Annotated in this window: 16 protein-coding genes; 11 read left to right on the top strand and 5 right to left on the bottom strand. The window is 37.7% G+C overall.

The window, feature by feature from the left end; translation table 11 throughout:
• Positions 1 to 2 precede the first annotated feature (2 nt).
• Positions 3 to 1,400, top strand: coding sequence for an MATE family efflux transporter (locus tag QP437_RS02530; protein ID WP_285266842.1), 1,398 nt, complete (start codon positions 3 to 5; stop codon positions 1,398 to 1,400).
• 43 nt (positions 1,401 to 1,443) lie between these two features.
• Here the strand turns inward: QP437_RS02530 and rng are convergent, their stop codons facing one another.
• On the bottom strand, positions 1,444 to 2,919 hold the full coding sequence (gene rng, locus QP437_RS02525) for a ribonuclease G (protein WP_285266841.1): 1,476 nt from the start codon (positions 2,917 to 2,919) through the stop codon (positions 1,444 to 1,446).
• A gap of 117 nt (positions 2,920 to 3,036) precedes the next feature.
• Between rng and putP the strand changes: the two genes are divergently transcribed.
• The 6 genes from putP to QP437_RS02495 all read left to right on the top strand — a co-directional run bounded on the left by putP (position 3,037) and on the right by QP437_RS02495 (position 10,127).
• A complete protein-coding gene (gene putP / locus QP437_RS02520; protein WP_285266840.1) occupies positions 3,037 to 4,551 on the top strand; it encodes a sodium/proline symporter PutP in 1,515 nt (504 codons plus the stop codon).
• On the top strand, positions 4,551 to 5,516 hold the full coding sequence (gene cmoB, locus QP437_RS02515) for a tRNA 5-methoxyuridine(34)/uridine 5-oxyacetic acid(34) synthase CmoB (RefSeq protein ID WP_285266839.1): 966 nt from the start codon (positions 4,551 to 4,553) through the stop codon (positions 5,514 to 5,516). The genes putP and cmoB overlap by 1 nt, the downstream gene beginning before the upstream one ends.
• A 416-nt stretch (positions 5,517 to 5,932) precedes the next feature.
• Complete coding sequence (locus QP437_RS02510) at positions 5,933 to 7,324, top strand: glycosyltransferase (protein WP_285266838.1); 1,392 nt, start codon at positions 5,933 to 5,935, stop codon at positions 7,322 to 7,324.
• Positions 7,324 to 8,523, top strand: coding sequence for a hypothetical protein (locus tag QP437_RS02505; RefSeq protein WP_285266837.1), 1,200 nt, complete (start codon positions 7,324 to 7,326; stop codon positions 8,521 to 8,523). The genes QP437_RS02510 and QP437_RS02505 overlap by 1 nt, the downstream gene beginning before the upstream one ends.
• 276 nt (positions 8,524 to 8,799) lie before the next feature.
• Positions 8,800 to 9,612, top strand: a complete 813-nt coding sequence (locus QP437_RS02500; RefSeq protein WP_285266836.1) for a hypothetical protein — start codon at positions 8,800 to 8,802, stop codon at positions 9,610 to 9,612.
• A 119-nt stretch (positions 9,613 to 9,731) separates the two neighbouring features.
• Positions 9,732 to 10,127 (top strand): ankyrin repeat domain-containing protein, encoded by a 396-nt coding sequence (locus tag QP437_RS02495; RefSeq protein ID WP_232086600.1) that lies wholly within the window; start codon positions 9,732 to 9,734, stop codon positions 10,125 to 10,127.
• 53 nt (positions 10,128 to 10,180) lie between these two features.
• Here QP437_RS02495 and rlmM read toward each other — a convergent pair whose 3' ends face one another.
• A complete protein-coding gene (gene rlmM / locus QP437_RS02490; protein ID WP_285266835.1) occupies positions 10,181 to 11,269 on the bottom strand; it encodes a 23S rRNA (cytidine(2498)-2'-O)-methyltransferase RlmM in 1,089 nt (362 codons plus the stop codon).
• On the bottom strand, positions 11,262 to 12,155 hold the full coding sequence (locus QP437_RS02485) for a transcriptional regulator GcvA (RefSeq protein ID WP_285266834.1): 894 nt from the start codon (positions 12,153 to 12,155) through the stop codon (positions 11,262 to 11,264). Before QP437_RS02485 ends, rlmM begins: the two co-directional genes overlap by 8 nt.
• A gap of 489 nt (positions 12,156 to 12,644) precedes the next feature.
• Here QP437_RS02485 and QP437_RS02480 point away from each other — a divergent pair, with 489 nt between their 5' ends.
• The 4 genes from QP437_RS02480 to QP437_RS02465 all read left to right on the top strand — a co-directional run bounded on the left by QP437_RS02480 (position 12,645) and on the right by QP437_RS02465 (position 17,331).
• Positions 12,645 to 13,676 (top strand): branched-chain amino acid aminotransferase, encoded by a 1,032-nt coding sequence (locus tag QP437_RS02480; protein ID WP_197542181.1) that lies wholly within the window; start codon positions 12,645 to 12,647, stop codon positions 13,674 to 13,676.
• Positions 13,677 to 13,943: 267 nt separating this feature from the next.
• Positions 13,944 to 14,210 carry an oxaloacetate decarboxylase subunit gamma gene (locus QP437_RS02475; protein WP_054418730.1) on the top strand — a complete coding sequence of 89 codons (267 nt, stop codon included), beginning with the start codon at positions 13,944 to 13,946 and terminating at the stop codon, positions 14,208 to 14,210.
• A 15-nt stretch (positions 14,211 to 14,225) separates the two neighbouring features.
• Positions 14,226 to 16,016 carry a sodium-extruding oxaloacetate decarboxylase subunit alpha gene (gene oadA, locus QP437_RS02470; protein ID WP_285266833.1) on the top strand — a complete coding sequence of 597 codons (1,791 nt, stop codon included), beginning with the start codon at positions 14,226 to 14,228 and terminating at the stop codon, positions 16,014 to 16,016.
• 10 nt (positions 16,017 to 16,026) lie between these two features.
• Positions 16,027 to 17,331, top strand: coding sequence for a sodium ion-translocating decarboxylase subunit beta (locus tag QP437_RS02465; RefSeq protein WP_049365974.1), 1,305 nt, complete (start codon positions 16,027 to 16,029; stop codon positions 17,329 to 17,331).
• Between the two features lie 93 nt (positions 17,332 to 17,424).
• Here the strand turns inward: QP437_RS02465 and QP437_RS02460 are convergent, their stop codons facing one another.
• On the bottom strand, positions 17,425 to 20,874 hold the full coding sequence (locus QP437_RS02460; protein ID WP_285266832.1) for an acyl-[ACP]--phospholipid O-acyltransferase: 3,450 nt from the start codon (positions 20,872 to 20,874) through the stop codon (positions 17,425 to 17,427).
• The gene (locus QP437_RS02455) at positions 20,871 to 21,512 is read right to left on the bottom strand and encodes a MerR family transcriptional regulator (protein ID WP_197555779.1); all 642 of its coding nucleotides are present in this window, start codon (positions 21,510 to 21,512) and stop codon (positions 20,871 to 20,873) included. The genes QP437_RS02460 and QP437_RS02455 overlap by 4 nt, the downstream gene beginning before the upstream one ends.
• Positions 21,513 to 21,596 lie beyond the last annotated feature (84 nt).

Raw genomic sequence — 21,596 nt, 5'->3', positions numbered from 1 at the left:
TTATGAATTCTCGTCTTTTTTCTCAATACCGTATTGATATTCAAAAACTTATCCGAATTGCAACACCTATCGGGCTTGCCCAGTTAGCACAAACAGGCATGGGTACCGTGGATGTGATTATGGCGGGGCGTGTGAGCTCGGCTGATGTAGGCGGTGTCGGTATTGGTGCCTCCATTTGGCTACCTTTGGTACTTTTCGGGCAGGGATTATTACTCGCCTTACCTCCAACAATTTCCTATTTAAACGGCTCAGGGCAGCGCCATCGCATTGCTCACCAAGTGAGACAAGGCCTTTGGATTTCATTTTTAGTGATGATTCCCCTTGCACTCATCATCTATCATAATGATTTCATATTACAGTTTATGAATATGGATGCCCATATGGCAGATGTGACGATGAATTATTTGCGTGCGATGGTGTGGGGATTACCTGCCTATTTATTGCTGATTAATTTCCGCTGTTTGAATGATGGTATTGCTAAGACCAAACCTGCAATGGTGATTACCTTCATGGGGTTAATGCTGAATATTCCGCTGAATTATATGTTTATTTACGGCAAATTTGGTGCACCTGCATTGGGTGGTGTCGGTTGTGGTGTGGCAACGGCTATTGTCAACTGGGCGATGGCAATCTTGATGATTACCTATTCTGCCAAAAACTATAACGAACGTAGTTTGAAAGTCTTTGAAAAGATTATTGAAAAGCCAGACATCAAAACACTGAAAAAATTGACCGCACTTGGCTTGCCGATCGCGATTGCACTATGTAGTGAAGTGTCACTATTTGCCTTGAGTAGTTTATTACTTTCCCCATTAGGCGCAGATGTGGTCGCGAGTCATCAAATTGCCTTAAACACCAGTGCCGTAGCCTTTATGTTCCCCATGTCTATTGCGATGGCGGCAACCATTTTAGTGGCGCAAGAGCTCGGTAATCACGCACCACAAAAAGCCAAAATCATGGCTCACGCCGCTATTATTCTTGGCTTGATCGCGGCAAGTGTATTGGCGTTGGTGATTTGGGTATTTAGTGCAGAAATCGCCGCATTAATTGTAGGCGATAATGCCACCGTTATTGCCCTTTCAGGCAGCTTATTAGCGATGGCGGCGATTTATCAATTTTCAGACTCAGTGCAAGTCGTTGTGAGCGGTATTTTACGTGGCTATAAAGACACTAAAATTATCCTTTATATCACGTTACTTGCTTATTGGGGCGTAGGTATCCCTGTTGGTTATATTCTTTCCCGCACGGATTGGATTATTCCAAGCATCGGCGCAAAAGGTTTCTGGGTAGCATTTATCATTGCCTTAACCATTGCCGCTGCTTTACTCTTTATGCGTATGCGAAAAATCCAATCACAACCTGATGAAGCCATTATTCAACAGTTAGAAAGATTGAAATAGTTAAAATAAAAAGTGCGGTCAATTTTGACCGCACTTTTGTCTTTTACATCACCACCACATCGAACTGTTCTTGGTTGTAGTACAGCTCTGTTTTAACTTGAACCTGTTTGCTGATGAACATTTCGATCTCTGGCAATAAACCGTGCGATTCTTCTTTGATTAAGTAATCCGCTACGGCTGGAGAGGCATAAACCACAAATTGTTCACTCGAGAATAAGTGGTTGACGCGAATGATCTCACGCATAATTTCATAACATACCGTTTCGACGGTTTTCACGCGTCCACGACCTTGACAAGTTGGGCATTCATCACACAAAACGTGCTCTAAACTTTCGCGAGTGCGTTTACGCGTCATTTCCACTAAACCAAGTTGAGTAAAACCATTTACATTCGTTTTTACTCGATCTTTTGATAGGGCTTCTTCCAAGGATTCAATCACTCGATTGCGATGATCATCGGTTTGCATATCAATAAAATCAATAATGATAATACCGCCTAAATTACGCAGTTGTAACTGCTGAGCAATGGCTTTAGTGGCTTCAATATTGGTGTTAAAAATCGTTTCATCTAAATTTCGATGGCCAACGAAAGCGCCTGTATTGATATCAATGGTCGTCATGGCTTCAGTTTGCTCAATAATGAGATAGCCGCCCGATTTTAAATTCACGCGTTTTTCAAGTGCATTTTGAATGCCTCGTTCTACGCCGTAAATATCAAAAATCGGCTGACTGCCTGTATAAAGCATTAATTTTTCACTTAACTCAGGCATAAATTCATCGGTAAATTCTTTCACTTCGTTAAAACAAAGTTTGGAATCGATATGAATTTTCTCTAAATTAGCACCGATAAAATCACGTAAAATACGCTGTGGTAATGCAGGCTCGCCATAAATTTTAGAACGGGTTGGATATTTGCCTTTACGCTCAAGCACTTTACGCCATAAACGTTTTAAAAATTCTGCATCTTGGCGTAATTCTTCTTCCGTTGCCCCTTCGGTGGCAGTACGAATAATAAAGCCGCCTAACTCATCACAAAAAGGCTCAACTAACGCTTTTAATCTTGCGCGTTCTTCTTCGCTTTCAATACGTTGCGATACACCAACATGGCTATTTTCTGGCATAAAGACGAGATAACGAGAAGGTAATGTAATATCCGTGGTTAATCTTGCGCCTTTGGTACCCAAAGGATCTTTTACCACTTGTACTACGATATCCTGTCCTTCGCGTACGAGTTCAGAAATGCTTTTTGCTCGGAATTGCTTTTGCTCGTTCACATCCACACATTCGGTATGTGAAACAATATCGGAAGCGTGTAAAAATGCGGCTTTTTCTAAACCGATATCCACAAATGCGGACTGCATCCCCGGTAAAACACGGGTTACTAGCCCTTTATAGATATTCCCCACGATACCACGTTTGGCTTGACGTTCAATATGAACTTCTTTTAAAACGCCCGTTTCCACCAACGCAACGCGGGTTTCATTGGGCGTAACATTCATTAATAATTCAACAGAATTCATTTTTTCGACCTTAGTTTTAATAATATAAGTCTATCGAAAAGGAAAATAGAATAATAGACCCAAATAAGGTAAAATGTGACCTTTCTCAAATTTTCATGACTTTTTTTGGGGTAGTTAATGTTTGGTTTAGACCCAACACTTATTACTTTTAGTATTTATATTTTCGGCATGATTTTAATCGGTGTCCTTGCTTATTATTACACAAACAACTTATCCGATTACATTTTAGGTGGCCGTAAACTCGGAAGTTTTGTGACAGCCATGTCTGCTGGCGCATCTGATATGTCAGGCTGGCTATTAATGGGCTTGCCAGGTGCAGTATATGTATCCGGTTTAGTAGAAGGTTGGATCGCCATTGGTTTAATCTTCGGGGCTTATTTTAACTGGCTACTCGTGGCTGGTCGTTTACGGATCTATACCGAATTTAACAACAATGCGCTCACATTACCGGAATATTTCCACCATCGCTTTGGCACATCACATAATCTCTTAAAAATTGTGTCTGCGACAATCATCTTGGCATTCTTCACTATTTATTGTGCTTCAGGTGTGGTTGCGGGTGCTAAATTATTCCAAAACCTATTTTCTGTCGAATACTCTACGGCGATTTGGTACGGTGCATTAGCGACGATTATTTATACCTTTATCGGTGGATTTTTAGCGGTGAGTTGGACTGATACCATTCAAGCTACTTTGATGATTTTTGCCTTAATTTTAACGCCACTCTTCATCTTTTTAAGCTTGGGCGATACATCACAATTTACTGAAGTACTCCATCAAGCTGAAATTGCTGCAAGTAAAGACCTCACCGATTTATTCACGGCAACCACACCATTAGGTTTATTAAGTTTAGCCGCTTGGGGGTTAGGTTATTTCGGCCAACCACATATTCTTGCTCGTTTTATGGCGGCTTATTCGGTGAAATCGTTAATCAAAGCACGCCGTATTAGTATGACGTGGATGGTGATTTGCTTAGTAGGTGCAATTAGTATCGGTTTCTTCGGTATCCCTTATTTCTTTGCGAATCCGGGTGTTGCAAGCGTAGTAAATAATGAACCGGAACAAGTATTTATTGAACTGGCTAAATTGCTCTTTAATCCATGGATTGCCGGTATTCTACTGTCTGCAATTTTAGCGGCTGTGATGAGTACACTTTCTGCACAATTATTAATTTCTTCAAGCTCTATCACTGAAGATTTTTATAAAGGTTTTATTCGTCCAAAAGCGTCAGAAAAAGAATTAGTATGGTTAGGCCGCGCGATGGTTTTAGTTATTGCCGCTATCGCCATTTGGATTGCTCAAGATGAAAAAAGCAAAGTATTAAAACTCGTTGAATTTGCGTGGGCAGGATTTGGTTCAGCATTTGGTCCTGTGGTGCTTTTCTCCTTATTCTGGAAACGTATGACTTCATCAGCGGCGATGGCGGGCATGGTTGTTGGCGCAGTGGTTGTCTTTGCTTGGAAATCCGTGATTCCTCAAACCAGTGAATGGTTTAATGTGTATGAGATGATCCCAGGATTCATCCTTGCTAGCCTGGCAATTATTGTGGTTTCTCTCCTTTCTGCCGAACCAGAAAATGAAGTTAAAGAAACCTTTGAGAAAGCCGAAAAAGCCTATAAGGAAGCAAAATAATGATTGATTTTCGTCCTTTTTATCAGCAAATTGCCACCGCCAATTTATCTGCTTGGCTAGAAACGTTGCCTTTGCAGTTAAAAGAATGGGAAAAACAAACCCATGGTGATTATGCAAAATGGTCAAAAATCGTAGATTTTCTCCCTGATTTGCAGGCAGATACTATTGATTTAAAAAATGCCGTGAAATCTGACCGCACTTCCCCACTTTCGGAAGGCGAAAAACAACGTATTATTCATCATTTGAAGCAATTGATGCCGTGGCGAAAAGGGCCTTATCATTTATTTGATATTCACGTGGATTGTGAATGGCGTTCTGATTTCAAATGGGATCGTGTTTTGCCTCATCTTGCACCATTAAAAGATCGTACTATTTTAGATGTAGGCTGTGGTAGTGGCTACCATATGTGGCGCATGGTTGGTGAAGGTGCAAAAATGGTGGTGGGTATAGATCCAACCGAACTTTTCCTTTGCCAATTTGAAGCCGTTCGAAAACTATTAAACAACGATCGTCGAGCCAACTTAATTCCATTAGGCATTGAAGAAATGCAACCACTTGCCGCATTTGATACCGTATTCTCAATGGGTGTGCTTTATCATCGTAAATCACCGCTCGATCACCTCACACAGCTAAAAAATCAATTAGTAAAAGGTGGCGAACTCGTCTTAGAAACCTTAGTAGTGGATGGCGATGTCAATACGGTATTAGTACCTTCAGATCGCTATGCAAAAATGAAGAACGTATATTTTATTCCTTCTGTTGCTGCGCTCATTAATTGGTTGGAAAAAGTCGGCTTTACTAATGTGCGTTGTGTGGATGTCGCCACCACAACATTAGAAGAACAGCGTAAAACTGATTGGTTAGAAAATGAAAGTTTGATTGATTTCTTAGATCCAAACGATCACAGTAAAACCATCGAAGGCTATCAGGCCCCAACTCGCGCTGTGATTTTAGCCAATAAATAATTGCTTAAATAAAAAGAAGTTTAATCTATTTGAAACCTCTATAGATAATAATTTTGTTAAATATACATAAAAATGATATGTTAATATAAAATACACAAATAAATAAAAGTAAAAGACACAAAAATATAATAAAGATAAAACAATTTAACCTAAAAATCTTTTCTAAACAAGTTGATATACCTTATCAAATACTACACTCTTAGTGACTGTAAGGCGAATGCCGAATCTTTAATGATATTACATTGATGAGTGATATTTATATCAATTCGTTAGTTAGTAATAATGGAAAATGTTTATAAGTAATACAAAAATACTTGATTTAACCAAATTCTAATAAGTTATTAATTACTTATCTTCATAATAACTTAACCCAAAGTAAAATAAATCTTGCTATTTCAGTCATTGCTAAAGAAAAAATGAAAAAACCACTTTTAGATAAAATAACTCAGCTAGTTGAAGTTGATAAGAAAATATCATTTAATTCTCAAAACCCTAATATTTATCGTCAACGAGCTTTATTATTACAGGAATTAGGTTGTAATTTTCTTGCTATGGACGACAATCGCATTTGTGCTTTATTGGAGAATAGAGAAGATATTGAATATTATAATCATCAATATCAATCTTTACTAACTGAAGAACAGTTTATAAAAAAATTTCAACAAGAAAATCATACTCATTATTATGAATTCTTATCCTATATTATTATGGCAGAAAAATTTCTATCAGCTGAGAAAATAGATCCTGTTCACTTTGACTTACTTGCTGGAAATTTACTTTGTCTTGGATTATTAAATTTATCATTACGTTGTAGTAATGATGCGATTAAATATCTCAAAAATTATCCAAAAGAACTCTCATCAGCATATTTAAACAAGGCATTATTATTAAATCTTGTTGGTGAATATAACGAAGGATGGAAATTATATGAGCATCGCTGGGAAACTAATTATGAATCCTTTGCCAATTCTCTACTTTCATCTTTCCCTAAATGGAATGGAGAGCAGTTAAAAAATAAAGATATTTTGCTAATCCGCTCGGAACAAGGCATTGGTGATAACATTCAATTTGTTCGCTATGCGATCTATCTAAAACATCAAGGTATAAATGTTTTAGTTTGGAATAATACATACATTGATGATTTTCTTTCCTTTAATCTTACTAGATATGGTATTCCAACAGTTAAACATGGGGATATGGTAAACTTTACTTATTGGGTCCCAATGATGAGTTTACCCTATTTCTGCGGTACTACATTGCAAAATATTCCGTTAAAAGATGCTTATTTAACAACATCTCCTGAATCAATAGAAAAATGGAAATCATACTTTCCAGTCACATTTAAAAGAAAAATAGGAGTCGTATGGCAAGGGGGACGAGGAGCACCTAATGATAAAATTCGTAGTATTCCATTAGAAATTTTCTCAAAGCTTTTTTCTGTTGACGCCGAATTTCATGTTTTGCAAAAAGATGTTAATGAGAAAGAAGTTAATTACCTTGCTAAATATAAAAATGTTCATCTTTGGCATTCTAAATTAGAAACTTTTTTTGATACAGCAGCTATCGCAAGCCAATTAGATTTAATTATTTGCGTAGATACTTCTGTTGCTCATCTTACCGCAGCACTGGGAATGCCAACATGGATTTTGATTAACTATAAACCAGATTTCCGTTGGCTGCTTTATCGAAATGATAGTGTTTGGTATAACAGTGTCAAATTATTCCGGCAAAATTTAAATTATGACTGGGAAAGTGTAGTACAAAATGTCATTTTTGCTTTAAATGAATTTATTACAGGTAAAAAATAATGAAGAAACTCATTCTTGTTGCATTAAATGATAATGATGATATTTGGTTTAATTGTTTTATCCCATTTACTATTACGCTTAAAAATACAAACTATGATGGAGAAATTGGCGTTATCTCTTATAACTTATCAGATAATAAAAAAGAAATACTAATTAAGAATCAAATACAGGTGTTTGAAGCCTTTAATATATGCCATAATTTATTACTAGATCGATTTATTTCAACATCAAAAATTGCAAAACACTATGACATTGTTGCTTTATATGATGTAGATATTTGGTTTCCTAAACACGATTTAACCTTATTTGAACAAATTCAAGACCCCTCATTATTGTATTGTTGTTATGACGTAATTATTCCGCCTTTTATATTAAGCTGCGTAAAAGATAAAACTGAGGTTAAAAGTAAATTAGATAATTTACTAACTAAACAAAATTATTATTGGCAAGCAGGACTTACCGTTGCACATCGTCAAGCTTGGATAAAGTATAGAGAATATATTCTTAACTATCTAAATAAAGGAAACTATCAGTTGGAATATGGTATTGATGCAACAATATTAAATTTATATTCAGCTGAAATAAATAATGTCTCTCTTCTAAATAAGAAATACAACTGCTTGCCGTTTTGGGGAATTAATATTGATAAAGTTAATTTCTTTCCACTTCGTGTTGATAATGAAGAAATTGAAGGTATTCATATTACTCGCTACCACAGAGAGACAAGCGATTTTTCATTCTTAAAAACAAACATCGACTTATATCTAGAAAAAGGAGAAAATTTCTTACCAGAGAAATCATCACTATATCATTATCAAAACTGTAATAATTTATTTCATAATATAAATAATAAACATGGTAATCCATTCTATTGTAATGAAATATTCTGTCATTCTTTTTCATATCAATGGCTCAATGAAAACTTGTTAACTATTGATGCTATTGATACTTTTGAAATGAAGTTGACATATACAGGGAAAGATCCTTGTCAAATAGCAATTGGTTATCAAGCTATTTTAAATAAACATCAGCCTGTTAAATTTAAAGTTTATCTAAATGGAAGAGACATTATGGCATTAAAAGACACAATGCTTCCTATTACAATTAATTTGAATGATGAATTAATAATACAATCTCTACATCTTAGAGAAGATTTTGGCATTAGGATTTTGTTAAGCCAAGTCAACTTTCCAAACTAACTAAATAAACTTATATAAGCAGCAATAGGCTTTAATAGCAATTATTAGTTTATCTCAATAACCACTGGGGAAATTAGCTATATCTTAGATTTAGAAAAGGTAAAAATGAAATAAAAATCTCTCTTTTACTAAGAAAAACATTTATATTTTATGTGATTTTAATAAATCTTAGGCCTTTATGTATTTGTTACATAATACCATTTTGACCGCTCTTTGCTTTTCTATTTAAGGCTGTTACTCTAAGCAATGATAAAGATAAATGTACTAGGAAATGACATGGTAAGCGAAAATTTTTCAAATTTTGATGCTTTTTTAGCATGTAAAAATTTATCAAAGACAGAGTTATTGAACAAAGTACTAAATTCTAATTCGGTTTTTCAATATGAAGCCGCCCGAAAACTACAATTTTTTCAGTATAATGAAATTAGAGATATAATTAAGGATATTCTTTTAGCCAGTCGATATAGCCGACACAGAGAAATTGCAGTTTTTATCTTGGGGCAAATACAGGTACAGCTTAATGATGTTGAACTAAATGAGATTTTATCTATATTAGTTTATTCTATTTGTCATGATAAAAGTATAAGTGTAAAGTCATCAGCAATATTTTCCTTGGGGCATCTATTTCGACATTATAATTTAGGAGAAAAAGCGTTTTACGAAATAGAAAAGGATATTAACTTAATTTGGGATATAAACAGATATTCTATCATTTTAGCTGTTGCATTTAGTTCTGCATACTTCCCCCACAGAAACTATATAAAAAAACACCTAATAAAAAACTTAAATAGCAAAAAATCAAAAGTTATTTCATGGATTTTATATTCATTAAGAGAAAAACACTATAAATCAAAATCAATTGAGCTATTATTAATTAACAGACTAAATCAAACCAATATAAATCCTTACATATATAATGAGATAATTGCATTCTTGATTTCAATTAACTCTGTGAAAGTTATACCTTATATTGAAAACATGCTATTAACTCAAAATAGAGTTGACAATGAAATTTATCTAGCACTTAAAAATAATTCATCAAAAAATCTTACAAAATTAAGAAAAATGATGCTAGAAAAATTTGAATAATCATTAATTAGTTGTGACCTCAACAAACTATCAAAATTACGAATAGCATTTACATTAAAACGATGAGTAAAGCAGGATTTATCCTACTTTGACCTGATTAGATAATTTAGAGAACAATTATGAATGACGATTTAACAAAACTTTTTTTAAAATATCAAGATCACCCAACTTTTTTCAGTTACTCGCCTATTACTTCTGTACATGATTTAGGATGCATGGGGGAAACATTATTAAACTTAGCAGTTAACTCTCAAAATAAAAAAGATGTTATCTTATTAATAGAAAATGGCGCAAACGTGAATCAACAAGGTGAGCTGAACTTTACTCCGATTCAAAATGCCTGTTTTTATGGAAATCTTGATATTATTGAAGTTCTTTTAGAGAATGGCGCCAAGCCAAACATAAAAAATGAATTCGGATATGATGCGTACCATTATGCAACAGAAGAACATCATGATAAAAAAAGATCTAAGGAAATAATGAGCTTACTAAAAAGTTATAAATATTATAGATAGCATTAAACTCAATATTAAACGGAGACTGTCCCAAATACCTAGGACTGTCTCTTCTATTTTAAGGCAATATGTACCGTAATCTCTTCGCGATCGTGATACAAATGCTTCGCCTGAATATCAAATTCCAGTTCTTTTTCTGCCAACATCACTGCAAGATTTTCTAGGCACAACATCACTTCTTGATAGCGTTTTTTCATTGGTAATTTCAAATTGAAAATAGTTTCTCGGCACCAGCCGTTAATCAACCATTTTCCAATTAAATTCGCAATTCGACTTGGTTGCTCCACCATATCACACACAAGCCAATCAATATGCTTACGTTTTGGTGGTTGGAATTTAAATCCATCTTCCGGACAGTGCTCAATTCTGCCGGTATCATGCAAACTTGCCGCCATTTTGCCGTGATCAACTGCATACACAAATAAACCACGTTTCACTAATTGATAGGTCCAGCCGCCAGGGCATGCACCGAGATCAACGCCCACCATATTTTCATTTAAGCGTTTACTTTCTTCATTTCGAGGAATAAAGGTTAAAATCGCTTCTTCCAATTTTAAAGTTGAACGGCTTGGCGCATCGGCTGGGAATTTCAAACGTGGTATCCCCATAAAATGGGTAGAGTTATTGCCAAGATAGGAATACCCTACATAGCAGCAATTCGGCTGAGTGAAAAAACAATGTAAAATCTGACCGCGCTTTGCATTCGGCTTACCTTGTAACCAACCTTGTTTTTTCAACGCTTGGCGTAACGGCACGGTAAATTTTCGGCAAAATGTCGAAAGCTCTTTGGCTTCATTGGTATCTGCTGTTTCGACAAATAGCTCTACCGCTTGCTTAAGATTAATATCTTCTGCAATGCGTTTATATTGAGCCAGAATTGGCGAGATACGATCTTGAGGATCGAGATTCTCTAAGAAATCTGACACAACGATCATTTGACGCGCAAAAATCAAGCGATTAAAAGGGATTTCTCGCGCTAAACGATCCGCATCACCCGGTTGATAACATTCAAAAATGACATAGCCGCTGTTTTCTACTACGCGAGCAAAACCAAATACACCACGCTCAGAGGCTCGGTCGGTAATTTCTGCAGCGACTTCTTTTTCAAAGCCAATTCGACAATATAAGGCTAATTTATTCATGTTTTCCTAATTTAATTGAATCTTTAATCCATTTTCTAAAGGCTTGAATTTGTTCATCATCTAAACGATCTAAATGATTGACCACATAGAATGATTTTGGATCCCGCAATTCGGCTGGTAACACAATTTGCAAATGACCGTTTTCAATTTCTTGCTGAGCCAAAATACGATTAGCTAACGCAATACCCTGCCCATGAACGGCCGCTTGCAATGCCATAAAGGTGTGGCTAAATAACGGGCCTTGCTGAATATTTAAATCATCTAATTTGAGATAATCCGCCATCGCTTGCCAGTTATCTCGGGTATGCGTGTGAATCAGCGTATGCTTTTTCAAATCATTAGGGTAACTTACTGGTATTTTCTCAAGCAATGAAGGCGCGGCCAAAATCACGAGGTTTTCTTCGCCCAAACGATCGACCTGTAAATTTTCCCAATCACCTTTTCCATAATAAATGGCAATATCAATTTCTTTATTCAATAAACCTTCATCTTGATCGACGCCCTTCAAGCGTACTTCAATTTCAGGATGTTGCTTATTAAAATCACTCAAATGAGGCACAAGCCATTGAATACCAAAGGTTTGTGGCACGCTAATTGCCAAATGTGGTTCAGCTTTAAGCGTTAATAAACGTTCAGTCGCTTCATTTAATTTTCGTAAAACTTTATTAATATCAACAAAGTAGGCTTTCCCAAATTCAGTCAATTCGAGCGAACGATTTTTACGTATAAAAAGATCGACACCTAAAAAATCTTCTAATAATTTTATTTGATGGCTCACTGCAGCCTGTGTCACAAAAAGCTCATCCGCTGCTTTTGTGAAGCTTAAATGTCGTGCAGCAGACTCGAAAGACTTCAATGAATTAAGGGGAGGCAAACGTTTATACATAATTCTTCCCAATGGCTAATTTTTAGTTTATAATGGTTAAGATTTATATCGGATTAGTTTTTTTAATGCATCAAATAAAAAAACATCATTTGTCCTTTCATGACCTTCTACCTACAATACCCCCATACTTAATGATTGGTAATTCCTTACAAGTTAATGAGTTTCAGACTTAAGTATGATGTTGTGTTTGCATATAGTTCGGTTCTCCGAACTGGAGTAACAATTAAGTTACTCATTTACTTCCTGTATATATTAAACCATTCTGGTTAAGCGCTGCTCATTTCGAGCGGCGTTTTTTTATTCCTGTCATTCTAGCATAAGCAAAATTTTATTTCCTAACCGAGTTCACAAATTTGAAAATCCACACAAAATTTTTGAAAAATCACAATATTTTTACGCTTAAATGTTTTCATGCTCCCCATTATGGTGTAGATTAATCAGCATTTTCATTCATAATTTATTTATACAAAAACGTATTAAGGAAGCAAAATGAAAGACTTAGACTGGAACAACCTTGGATTTAGTTATATCAAAACAGATTACCGTTTCATCGCACATTGGAAAGATGGAAAATGGGATGAAGGTAAACTGACCACTGATAATATGCTACATATCCACGAAGGCTCAACTGCAATTCACTACGGTCAACAATGCTTTGAAGGCTTAAAAGCCTATCGTTGTAAAGACGGTTCAATCAACTTATTCCGTCCAGATCAAAATGCAAAACGCATGCAACACACATCTGATCGCTTATTAATGCCACGAGTACCAACCGAATTATTTATCCGCGCTTGTAAAGAAGTGGTGAAAGCAAACCAAGAATGGTTAGGCCCTTACGGTTCTGGTGCAACGTTATATTTACGTCCTTTCCTATTTGGTACTGGTGAAAATATCGGTGTGAAAACTGCACCTGAATTTATTTTCTCTGTGTTCTGCTGCCCTGTTGGCGCATACTTCAAAGGTGGCTTAGCACCATCTAACTTCATTACTACTGATTACGACCGTGCAGCCCCTATGGGTACGGGTGGCGTAAAAGTGGGTGGTAACTATGCTGCAAGCTTACTTCCACATGAATTAGCGGCAGAAGCTGGCACACCAGAGCGTAAATTTGCAGATGCGATTTATCTTGATCCAAAAACTCACACGAAAATTGAAGAAGTGGGTGCGGCAAACTTCTTTGGTATTACCAAGGATAATAAATTTATCACTCCTGCATCTGAATCCATTTTACCAAGTATCACCAAATACTCTTTGCTTTACATTGCAAAAGAGCGTTTAGGTATGGAAGCTATCGAAGGTGATGTGTATATCGATCAACTTGATCAATTTGCAGAAGCGGGAGCTTGTGGTACTGCCGCTGTGATTACGCCAGTAGGCGGTATTCAACACAAAGGTAAATTCCACGTGTTCTATTCAGAAACTGAAGTGGGCCCTGTTACACGTAAACTTTACAATGAATTAACCGGTATTCAATTCGGTGATGTTGAAGCGCCAGAAGGCTGGATTGTAAAAGTAGAATAATCTCTTCCTTTCTATAAAAAAGTGAGACTCACGTAATTTAAGGACTGAGTTCTGTCATCTACAGAGCTTAGTCCTTTTAGTTTTACGCGTAGAGATATCCCTTATTAATAATATTTTGACTCAACAAAAATATCTTCCAAATTGACCGCACTTTTCCCCTTTTCTTGTGTGCCTATCGTTCAAATTATGATCTTCATCACAGTTTTATTTAAACAGAACGATTAGAATAAAATTGTCCATTTTTTCAAACAAATAAGGAAGAAAATGATGACTCCCTCAGAGCTTATAGGCGAAGGAATTAATCTGATGTTTTCAGGGATGGGTTTTGTGTTGGTCTTTTTGCTCATTTTAATTTGGGCAATTGGAGTGATGTCTAAACTTATCAATCGATTCTTTCCTGAACCACAACCCGAACCAAAAACTTCCCCAAATTCAACCGCACTTTCTGCGGCACCAACTGACGATTTTGAGCGTTTACGTCCTGTGATTGCAGCGGCTATCGCACACCATCGCCGTACCCAACAGTTCAAATAACATAAGGATTTTACTATGACTAAAAAAATTAAAATGACAGAACTGGTGCTTCGTGATGCCCACCAATCACTTTTCGCAACTCGCTTGCGTCTTGATGATATGTTGCCAATTGCTCATGAATTAGATGATATAGGCTATTGGTCATTGGAAGCTTGGGGCGGTGCTACATTTGATAGCTGTATTCGCTTCTTGGGTGAAGATCCGTGGGTTCGTTTGCGTGAATTGAAAAAAGCCTGTCCAAAAACCCCATTACAAATGTTATTACGTGGTCAAAACCTATTAGGCTATCGTCACTATGCTGATGACGTTGTAGAACGTTTCGTAGAACGTTGTGTAGCGAATGGTATGGATGTTTTCCGCGTATTCGATGCACTCAATGACCCGCGTAACATGAAAGCAGCGTTGCAAGCAGTACGTAAATTTGGTGGTCATGCTCAAGGGACATTAAGTTATACCACAAGCCCAGTTCATACGATGCAAACCTGGCTCGACACCACAGAACAATTACTTGAAATCGGTATCGACAGCTTGGTCATCAAAGACATGTCAGGTATTTTAAATCCAATGGCGGCGGCAGACTTAGTACGCGAAATCAAAAAACGTTTTGACGTAGAATTGCATTTACACTGCCACTCAACCACTGGTATGGCAGAAATGGCGTTATTAAAAGCGGTTGAAGCTGGTGTAGATGGTATTGATACGGCAATTTCTTCTATGTCAGGTACTTATGGTCACCCTGCAACTGAATCCCTAGTTGCCACCTTGCAAGGCACTGAGTGTGACACTGGTTTAGATATTCCTCGTTTGGAAAAAATTGCTGCCCATTTCCGTAATGTACGTAAAAAATACGCTAAATTTGAAGGTCAATTACGCGGTGTCGATAGCCGTATTTTAGTGGCACAAGTGCCAGGCGGCATGCTCACTAACTTGGAAAACCAATTAAAACAACAAAATGCGTCCGATAAATTAGATTTAGTATTAGAAGAAATCCCACGCGTACGCAAAGATTTGGGTTATATTCCTCTTGTTACACCAACCTCTCAAATTGTTGGTACACAATCGGTTATTAACGTACTTACAGGCGAACGCTACAAAACTATCGCCAAAGAAACGGCCGGTATTTTAAAAGGTGAATACGGTAAAACGCCTGCACCGGTAGATAGTGCGTTGCAAGCTCGCGTATTAGAAGGTGCTGCGCCAGTAACTGACCGTCCTGCCGATCACATTGCGCCTGAAATGGCGAAGATTGAAGCTGAAGTGGCTGAACAAGCTAAAGCGAAAGGCGTAAAATTGGCAGACAACGCCGTAGATGATGCTTTAATCGTGGCGCTCTTCCCTCAAATTGCATGGAAATTCTTAGAAAACCGCAATAATCCTGCTGCCTTTGAACCAGCCCCAACTGGCAATGAAAGTGTGGTGGAAAATAAACCAGTTTCTAAAGCTGCACCAAATGCTTCTGGCTCCGCTGTTTATACCGTGGAATTGGAAGGTAAAGCTTTTGTGGTGAAAGTAAGCGAAGGCGGTGATATTTCTCATGTCGCGACTACAGCTCCGCAAGCTGCGCCACAATCGGCTCCTGCTCCAGCAACGGGTGGTACACCAGTAACAGCGCCGATGGCGGGTAATATTTGGAAAGTTGTTGCAACAGAAGGTCAAACTGTAGCAGCTGGCGATGTATTATTCATTCTCGAAGCCATGAAAATGGAAACCGAAGTGAAAGCTGCACAAGCTGGTACCGTACGCGGCATTTGCGTCAAAGCTGGTGATGCTGTCGCGGTAGGTGATACCGTGATGACCTTAGCATAAGGAATGGTCTATGGAGAGTATTATTGCGTTAATTAAAGGGATGGGCATATTCCATCTGCAATGGGGGCAAGCAGTAATGATCGCTGTGAGCCTGCTGTTGCTGTGGCTTGCCATTTCGCGCAAATTTGAACCTTTGCTGTTGCTACCAATTGGTTTCGGCGGATTATTGTCAAATATCCCTGAAGCGGGTCTAGCTATGACAGCATTAGAGAATTTACTTCATCTCGGCTCACCAGAGCAAATTGCGGTAATCGCTGCACAGCTGGGTGTTTCACCCGATCTTGCTGCGATTAAAACAGCGATGACTTCCGCGCCAATATCCATGATAAATCAATTAGAAGCTTTGTCTGTGGATATGGGTTATAGCGCCGGTATTTTGGCATTGTTCTATAAAGTTGCAATTGGATACGGCATTGCACCATTGGTTATTTTTATGGGCGTGGGTGCTATGACAGACTTTGGCCCGTTATTAGCCAATCCAAAAACGTTGCTACTTGGTGCGGCTGCACAATTCGGTATTTTCGCTACCGTGCTCGGTGCGTTAGCCTTAAATTATTTCGGCATTATCGAATTTACGCTACCTCAAGCTGCGTCTATCGGTATTATCGGTGGTGCGGATGGTCCGACTGCGATTTATCTAACCAGTAAGCTGGCGCCTGAATTGCTTGGTGCTATTGCGGTGGCGGCTTATTCCTATATGGCGTTAGTACCGTTGATTCAACCGCCGATTATGAAAGCATTAACCACCGAAGAAGAACGCAAAATTCGCATGACACAGATGCGACATGTGAGTAATCGTGAAAAAGTCTTGTTCCCGGTGATTTTGCTGTTGCTCGTTGGTTTACTCCTACCGGATGCTGCCCCATTGCTCGGGATGTTCTGTTTCGGTAATCTCATGCGCGTAAGTGGCGTAGTTGAACGTTTAAGCGACACCACACAAAACGCCTTGATTAATATCGTAACCATTGTGCTTGGCTTGTCTGTGGGATCTAAACTTATCGCCGATAAATTCTTACAACCGCAAACGTTAGGCATTTTAATTCTTGGTGTAATTGCTTTCGGAATCGGTACAGGTAGCGGTGTATTAATGGCAAAATTGATGAATAAATTCAGCAAAAACAAAATTAACCCGCTTATTGGTTCTGCTGGTGTATCTGCCGTTCCTATGGCAGCTCGTGTTTCTAACAAAATCGGATTGGAAGCGGATAACCAAAACTTCCTCCTGATGCACGCGATGGGGCCGAACGTTGCTGGTGTAATTGGCTCGGCTATTGCTGCTGGGGTCATGTTAAAATATGTCGGTACGTTGATGTAAGGTGAAAGATGCTGAAAAACACCTAAATGAGGTTCATTAAAATAACAAAAAGAGCGGTCAAATTGACCGCTCTTTTATTTATTACGATTTTCTTTACTTAACCAAACTCATCGCTAAGTTCTTCGCCCCCTTGAAATCCACTTTACCACTTCCGAGCATCGGGATTTCATCCACTAAGAAGACTTGGCTTGGTAGCATAATCGGCGGTACATTTAATCCTTTAATACGTTCATTGATCTCATCTAAAGAAAGTGCAGATTTAATTAAAAGCACAATGGTCTCGCCTTTTTTATCATCGCTCAAGGCAACGGCAACAAATTGATTTTCTTCATCAAATACTTGTGAAAGTTTCTCTTCCACGCTGCCGAGACTGATCATTTCGCCGCCGACTTTAGCAAATCGAGAATAACGATCCACAATGGTAATAAAGCCGTTATGATCGATATGGCCTTTATCGCCAGTTTTGTAATAACGTACACCGTCAATTTCAACAATCACTTCTGCTGTTTTTTCTGGTGCATTCAAATAACCTTTCATGACTTGTCCACCACCAATCAAGATCAAACCATCTTCGCCAACTGGTAATTCCTGTAAGCTTTCTGGATCCACAATTTTGATAATGGTGCCCGGTAATGGCATACCTACCGTACCAGCTTGATTGAAGGTAAATTCTTGTAAGGTTTCCGGATCAAGTAAATTAGGCATATTGACACTAGCTACCGGTGCTGTTTCAGTTGCGCCATAACCTTCGTAAATTTCCAAGCCAAATTTAAGTTTGAAGGCTTCTTTTATATCCGCTTTCAATTTTTCGGCGCCCGCAATAACCATACGTACGTTTTGTAGCATTAACGGATGGAATTTCTTATTGCGTACATACAATCTAAAGAAAGTTGAAGTACCAAATAAAATACTCACCCGATGTCGAGCACACATTTTTCCTACTGTCGCCCCATCTGTCGGATCCGCTACACTTACCATTTTAATGCCTTCACACAATGGCAATAAAGTTGTCACTGTTAAGCCGAATGAGTGGAAAATGGGTAAGGAATTCAAAATCACATCATCTTTGTGGAAGTTTAATAATTCACCGATCTGTTTAATATTTGTCAGTAGGTTTTTATGGCTTAATTCAATGCCTTTTGGATCACCTTCACTACCACTACTGAATAAGATGGTTGCATTATCTTCCAAGCTTACATCTGCAAAGTAACGTAATTTAATCCACCATTGTGGCGCCAAAAACGCGGTTAAAAATGACCGCACTTTATTAGCCTTAGTGATCGATTTTCCTAAATTTTCCATAAAGAGGGCTTTATCAGCCACCACTTGGCTAAAGTCAAAACCTTTTGCGTTCAACTTATCCAAGAATTTTTCAGAGGTAATGACTTGTGAAATGTTGGCTTTTTTCAATGCTTTTTCCATCACTTCTGGGCTTAGCGTGTAGTTTAAATTTACCGGTACTTTGCCCATCACCATTAGGGTCATATTAATAATTGCCCCGATTGATGAACTTGGTAATAACACACCAATATTTTTTTCATTCCCTAAAGCAGTTTTTAAGGTTTTCACAAACATTAGCACTGCAGCAATAAATTTCAGGTTATTCAGTTTAGTGCCTTGCGCATCTACGGTAGCTTCTTTGAATAAATTCGATTTTGCTGAACTCAACCAATGATGCATCAGTGGTTTACGTTTACTCATGACTTTTTCCCATACAGAGAAAGAAAGTTCGAGTACTTTTTGCTTCATTGCTGTCGCATCAATAAAGCCATGAATTGGTTTACCAAATGCCACTAAAATTTCACGTTTTCCTTGGCGTTTAGTTAAATTCTTATAGAAAGAATCGGCACGGGAGAAGCTGCTGCCCCATAATCCACGTAAATAGAAAGGAACAGTCGTCACATTCTCTAAATCTTTTAATACGTGCTCAAAGCCTTTTTGGAACTCATTAATTTGACCGTTATAGCTGATATGGCCTTCTGGGAATAAAGCCACCACTTCGCCACGCGCTAAATATTCACGAATGGTTTCAATAGATTCTCGGCTTGAACCGCCACCAATTGGGATCACTTTGAAAATACGGAAGAACCAAGTGAGATACCATTTGTTGTAAATCGGACGATACATCACAAATTTAATCGCACGCGGGCTAGCCGCTTGTAACACTAACCAGTCAATCCAGCTAATATGGTTACCTAATAACAACACGCCACCACTTTGTGGAAGATTTTTTAAACCATCCACATGAAAACGGTAATTCGCTTTTAACGCAAAGAGCAAGAATAAACGCGTAAATAAATGTGGCACTTTCGACATGGTATATAAACTTGCAGCAAAACATGCCGCCGAAGTCACTAAGAATAAACCTTGAGTCGAAACATTAAGTTGTACAAAAACAATGCTTAATAGCAAAAAGACCACCATAAACACGTTTTGCACAAAGTTGTTACCTGCCATGATTTTGCCGCTGATTTTCTCAGGTGCGAAATACTGAATAGTCGCATTCAATGGCACGATCAATAAACCGCCAGAGAAACCAAAGACAAAAGAACAAAGAGCTAATACTACTCCACTTTGGGCTAGGGTTAAGAAGAATAACGACACACAAATACCCAGCGCACCAAGCGGAACAATACCTAACTCAATATGCAAACGAGAAGCGCGTCCTGCAAGATATGAACCAAGCGCAAGCCCTATGCCACTCACCGCAAGAATCGCTTGAATGACAATAGCATTATCTTCATTGAACATCGCTTTATAATGTGCAGGGAATGCCGCCACAATAATTTGTGACACGCCCCAAAACAGGCTTAATCCAATAACACTCAACCAAATATTTTGATCTGTTTTTAATGTGCGAACGTTATCTTTTAAATACCCTAAAGAAAGGTATTTTCTCATATCAAACTGACCTTCTGTATTTTCAGCTTCTTGCTTAAAGAATGGGATTTTAAACGCAAAATAGGCTTCGAGTGCACTCAGTAATACTAATGCTACACCTATCACCCAAACACTTTGTAATACTTCATTCGGATCATCTGATGCTACATAATGCGCTTCAAAGAAGAAAGAAAATGTAAAAGAACTAAATAGAATGGCCACAATAGTAAGCGCTTGAATGACACCGTTTGCCATACCGATATTTTCAGTGCCCACAATTGATTTAATAATGCTATATTTGGCCGGAGAATAGACCGCACTTTGCGCTGCCAAAATCAATGTCAGTACAAAGGAAATAGCAAACATCCCCGTCATATAACTCAATAAAACCCCAGCACTGATCACCACAGCCGCTAAACTGCTATAACGAATCACATTGGTGCGAGAAAATTTATCGTTAATAAATGCCGAAGGCGAAAATAAGAAAATAAATGGCAATAAAATCATCGCATTAATTAATGCCGTTAAAACAACCAAACTCTCACCAGAAAAACTTTTCAGCAACACATTTTGAATGGTAATTTTATGTGCCAAATCCACACTGGCATTAATAAAGGCAATGGCTAAATACGGTACAAAGCCAGCATATTTTAAGAGTTTCATTTCGCACTCTCCGCTTGATAAAGATTAAAGGTTTTCATATTCAAGAGATAAGGTTTTAACACCAACAATAAATCAAATAAATGTTTTAATTTTTCATCTTTTTGTTCGCTATTGGCTAATGCCGCTAAAGTCACATTCACCTCTTTTTCTGCTAACATTTTTGCTGCAGCTAAATAAGCTTTCACCACATCCATTTCAGCTTCATCACAACGAGCCAAGATCGCCAAAATATCACGTTCTTTTGCTGTAAAAATGCCTTCACGAGGATTCAATAAGCCTTCCGCTACCATGTCTTCGATTTGTTTAGTGGAAAGATGAAATTCTGCACATAATTGCTCAATGGTGAACACTTCATTTTCTGCCCCCATGATGATATCCAATAATCCAATAAGGCTTTCATAAGGATTATTCCAATCAAAATGAGGATGAGCAAAAAGTGCTTTAATTTGTGAAATCGTCGCATTGAAATTGCTTTGTAGATATTTAATAAAACTGAGCAACTCTACACAATATTCATCATAGAGATGAAAATTCGGTTTATCTTTTACTGGTTCTGGCAACAAACCTTCTTTCACATAGTACAGCACCGTAGATTTTGGCGTCTGACTAAGCTTAACCAAATCATTCATTTTTAACATAAGGATTTCCCTCTAGGTTGATTTGTTGTGTATTGTATCGTATAAAAATAAAAAGTAAATAGTGTTACTCTACGCTTTTATTGA

The organism is Haemophilus sp. UMB1048, from assembly GCF_030218125.1.
Taxonomy (GTDB): domain Bacteria; phylum Pseudomonadota; class Gammaproteobacteria; order Enterobacterales; family Pasteurellaceae; genus Haemophilus_D.
This window is presented reverse-complemented; position numbering and strand designations above follow the sequence as displayed.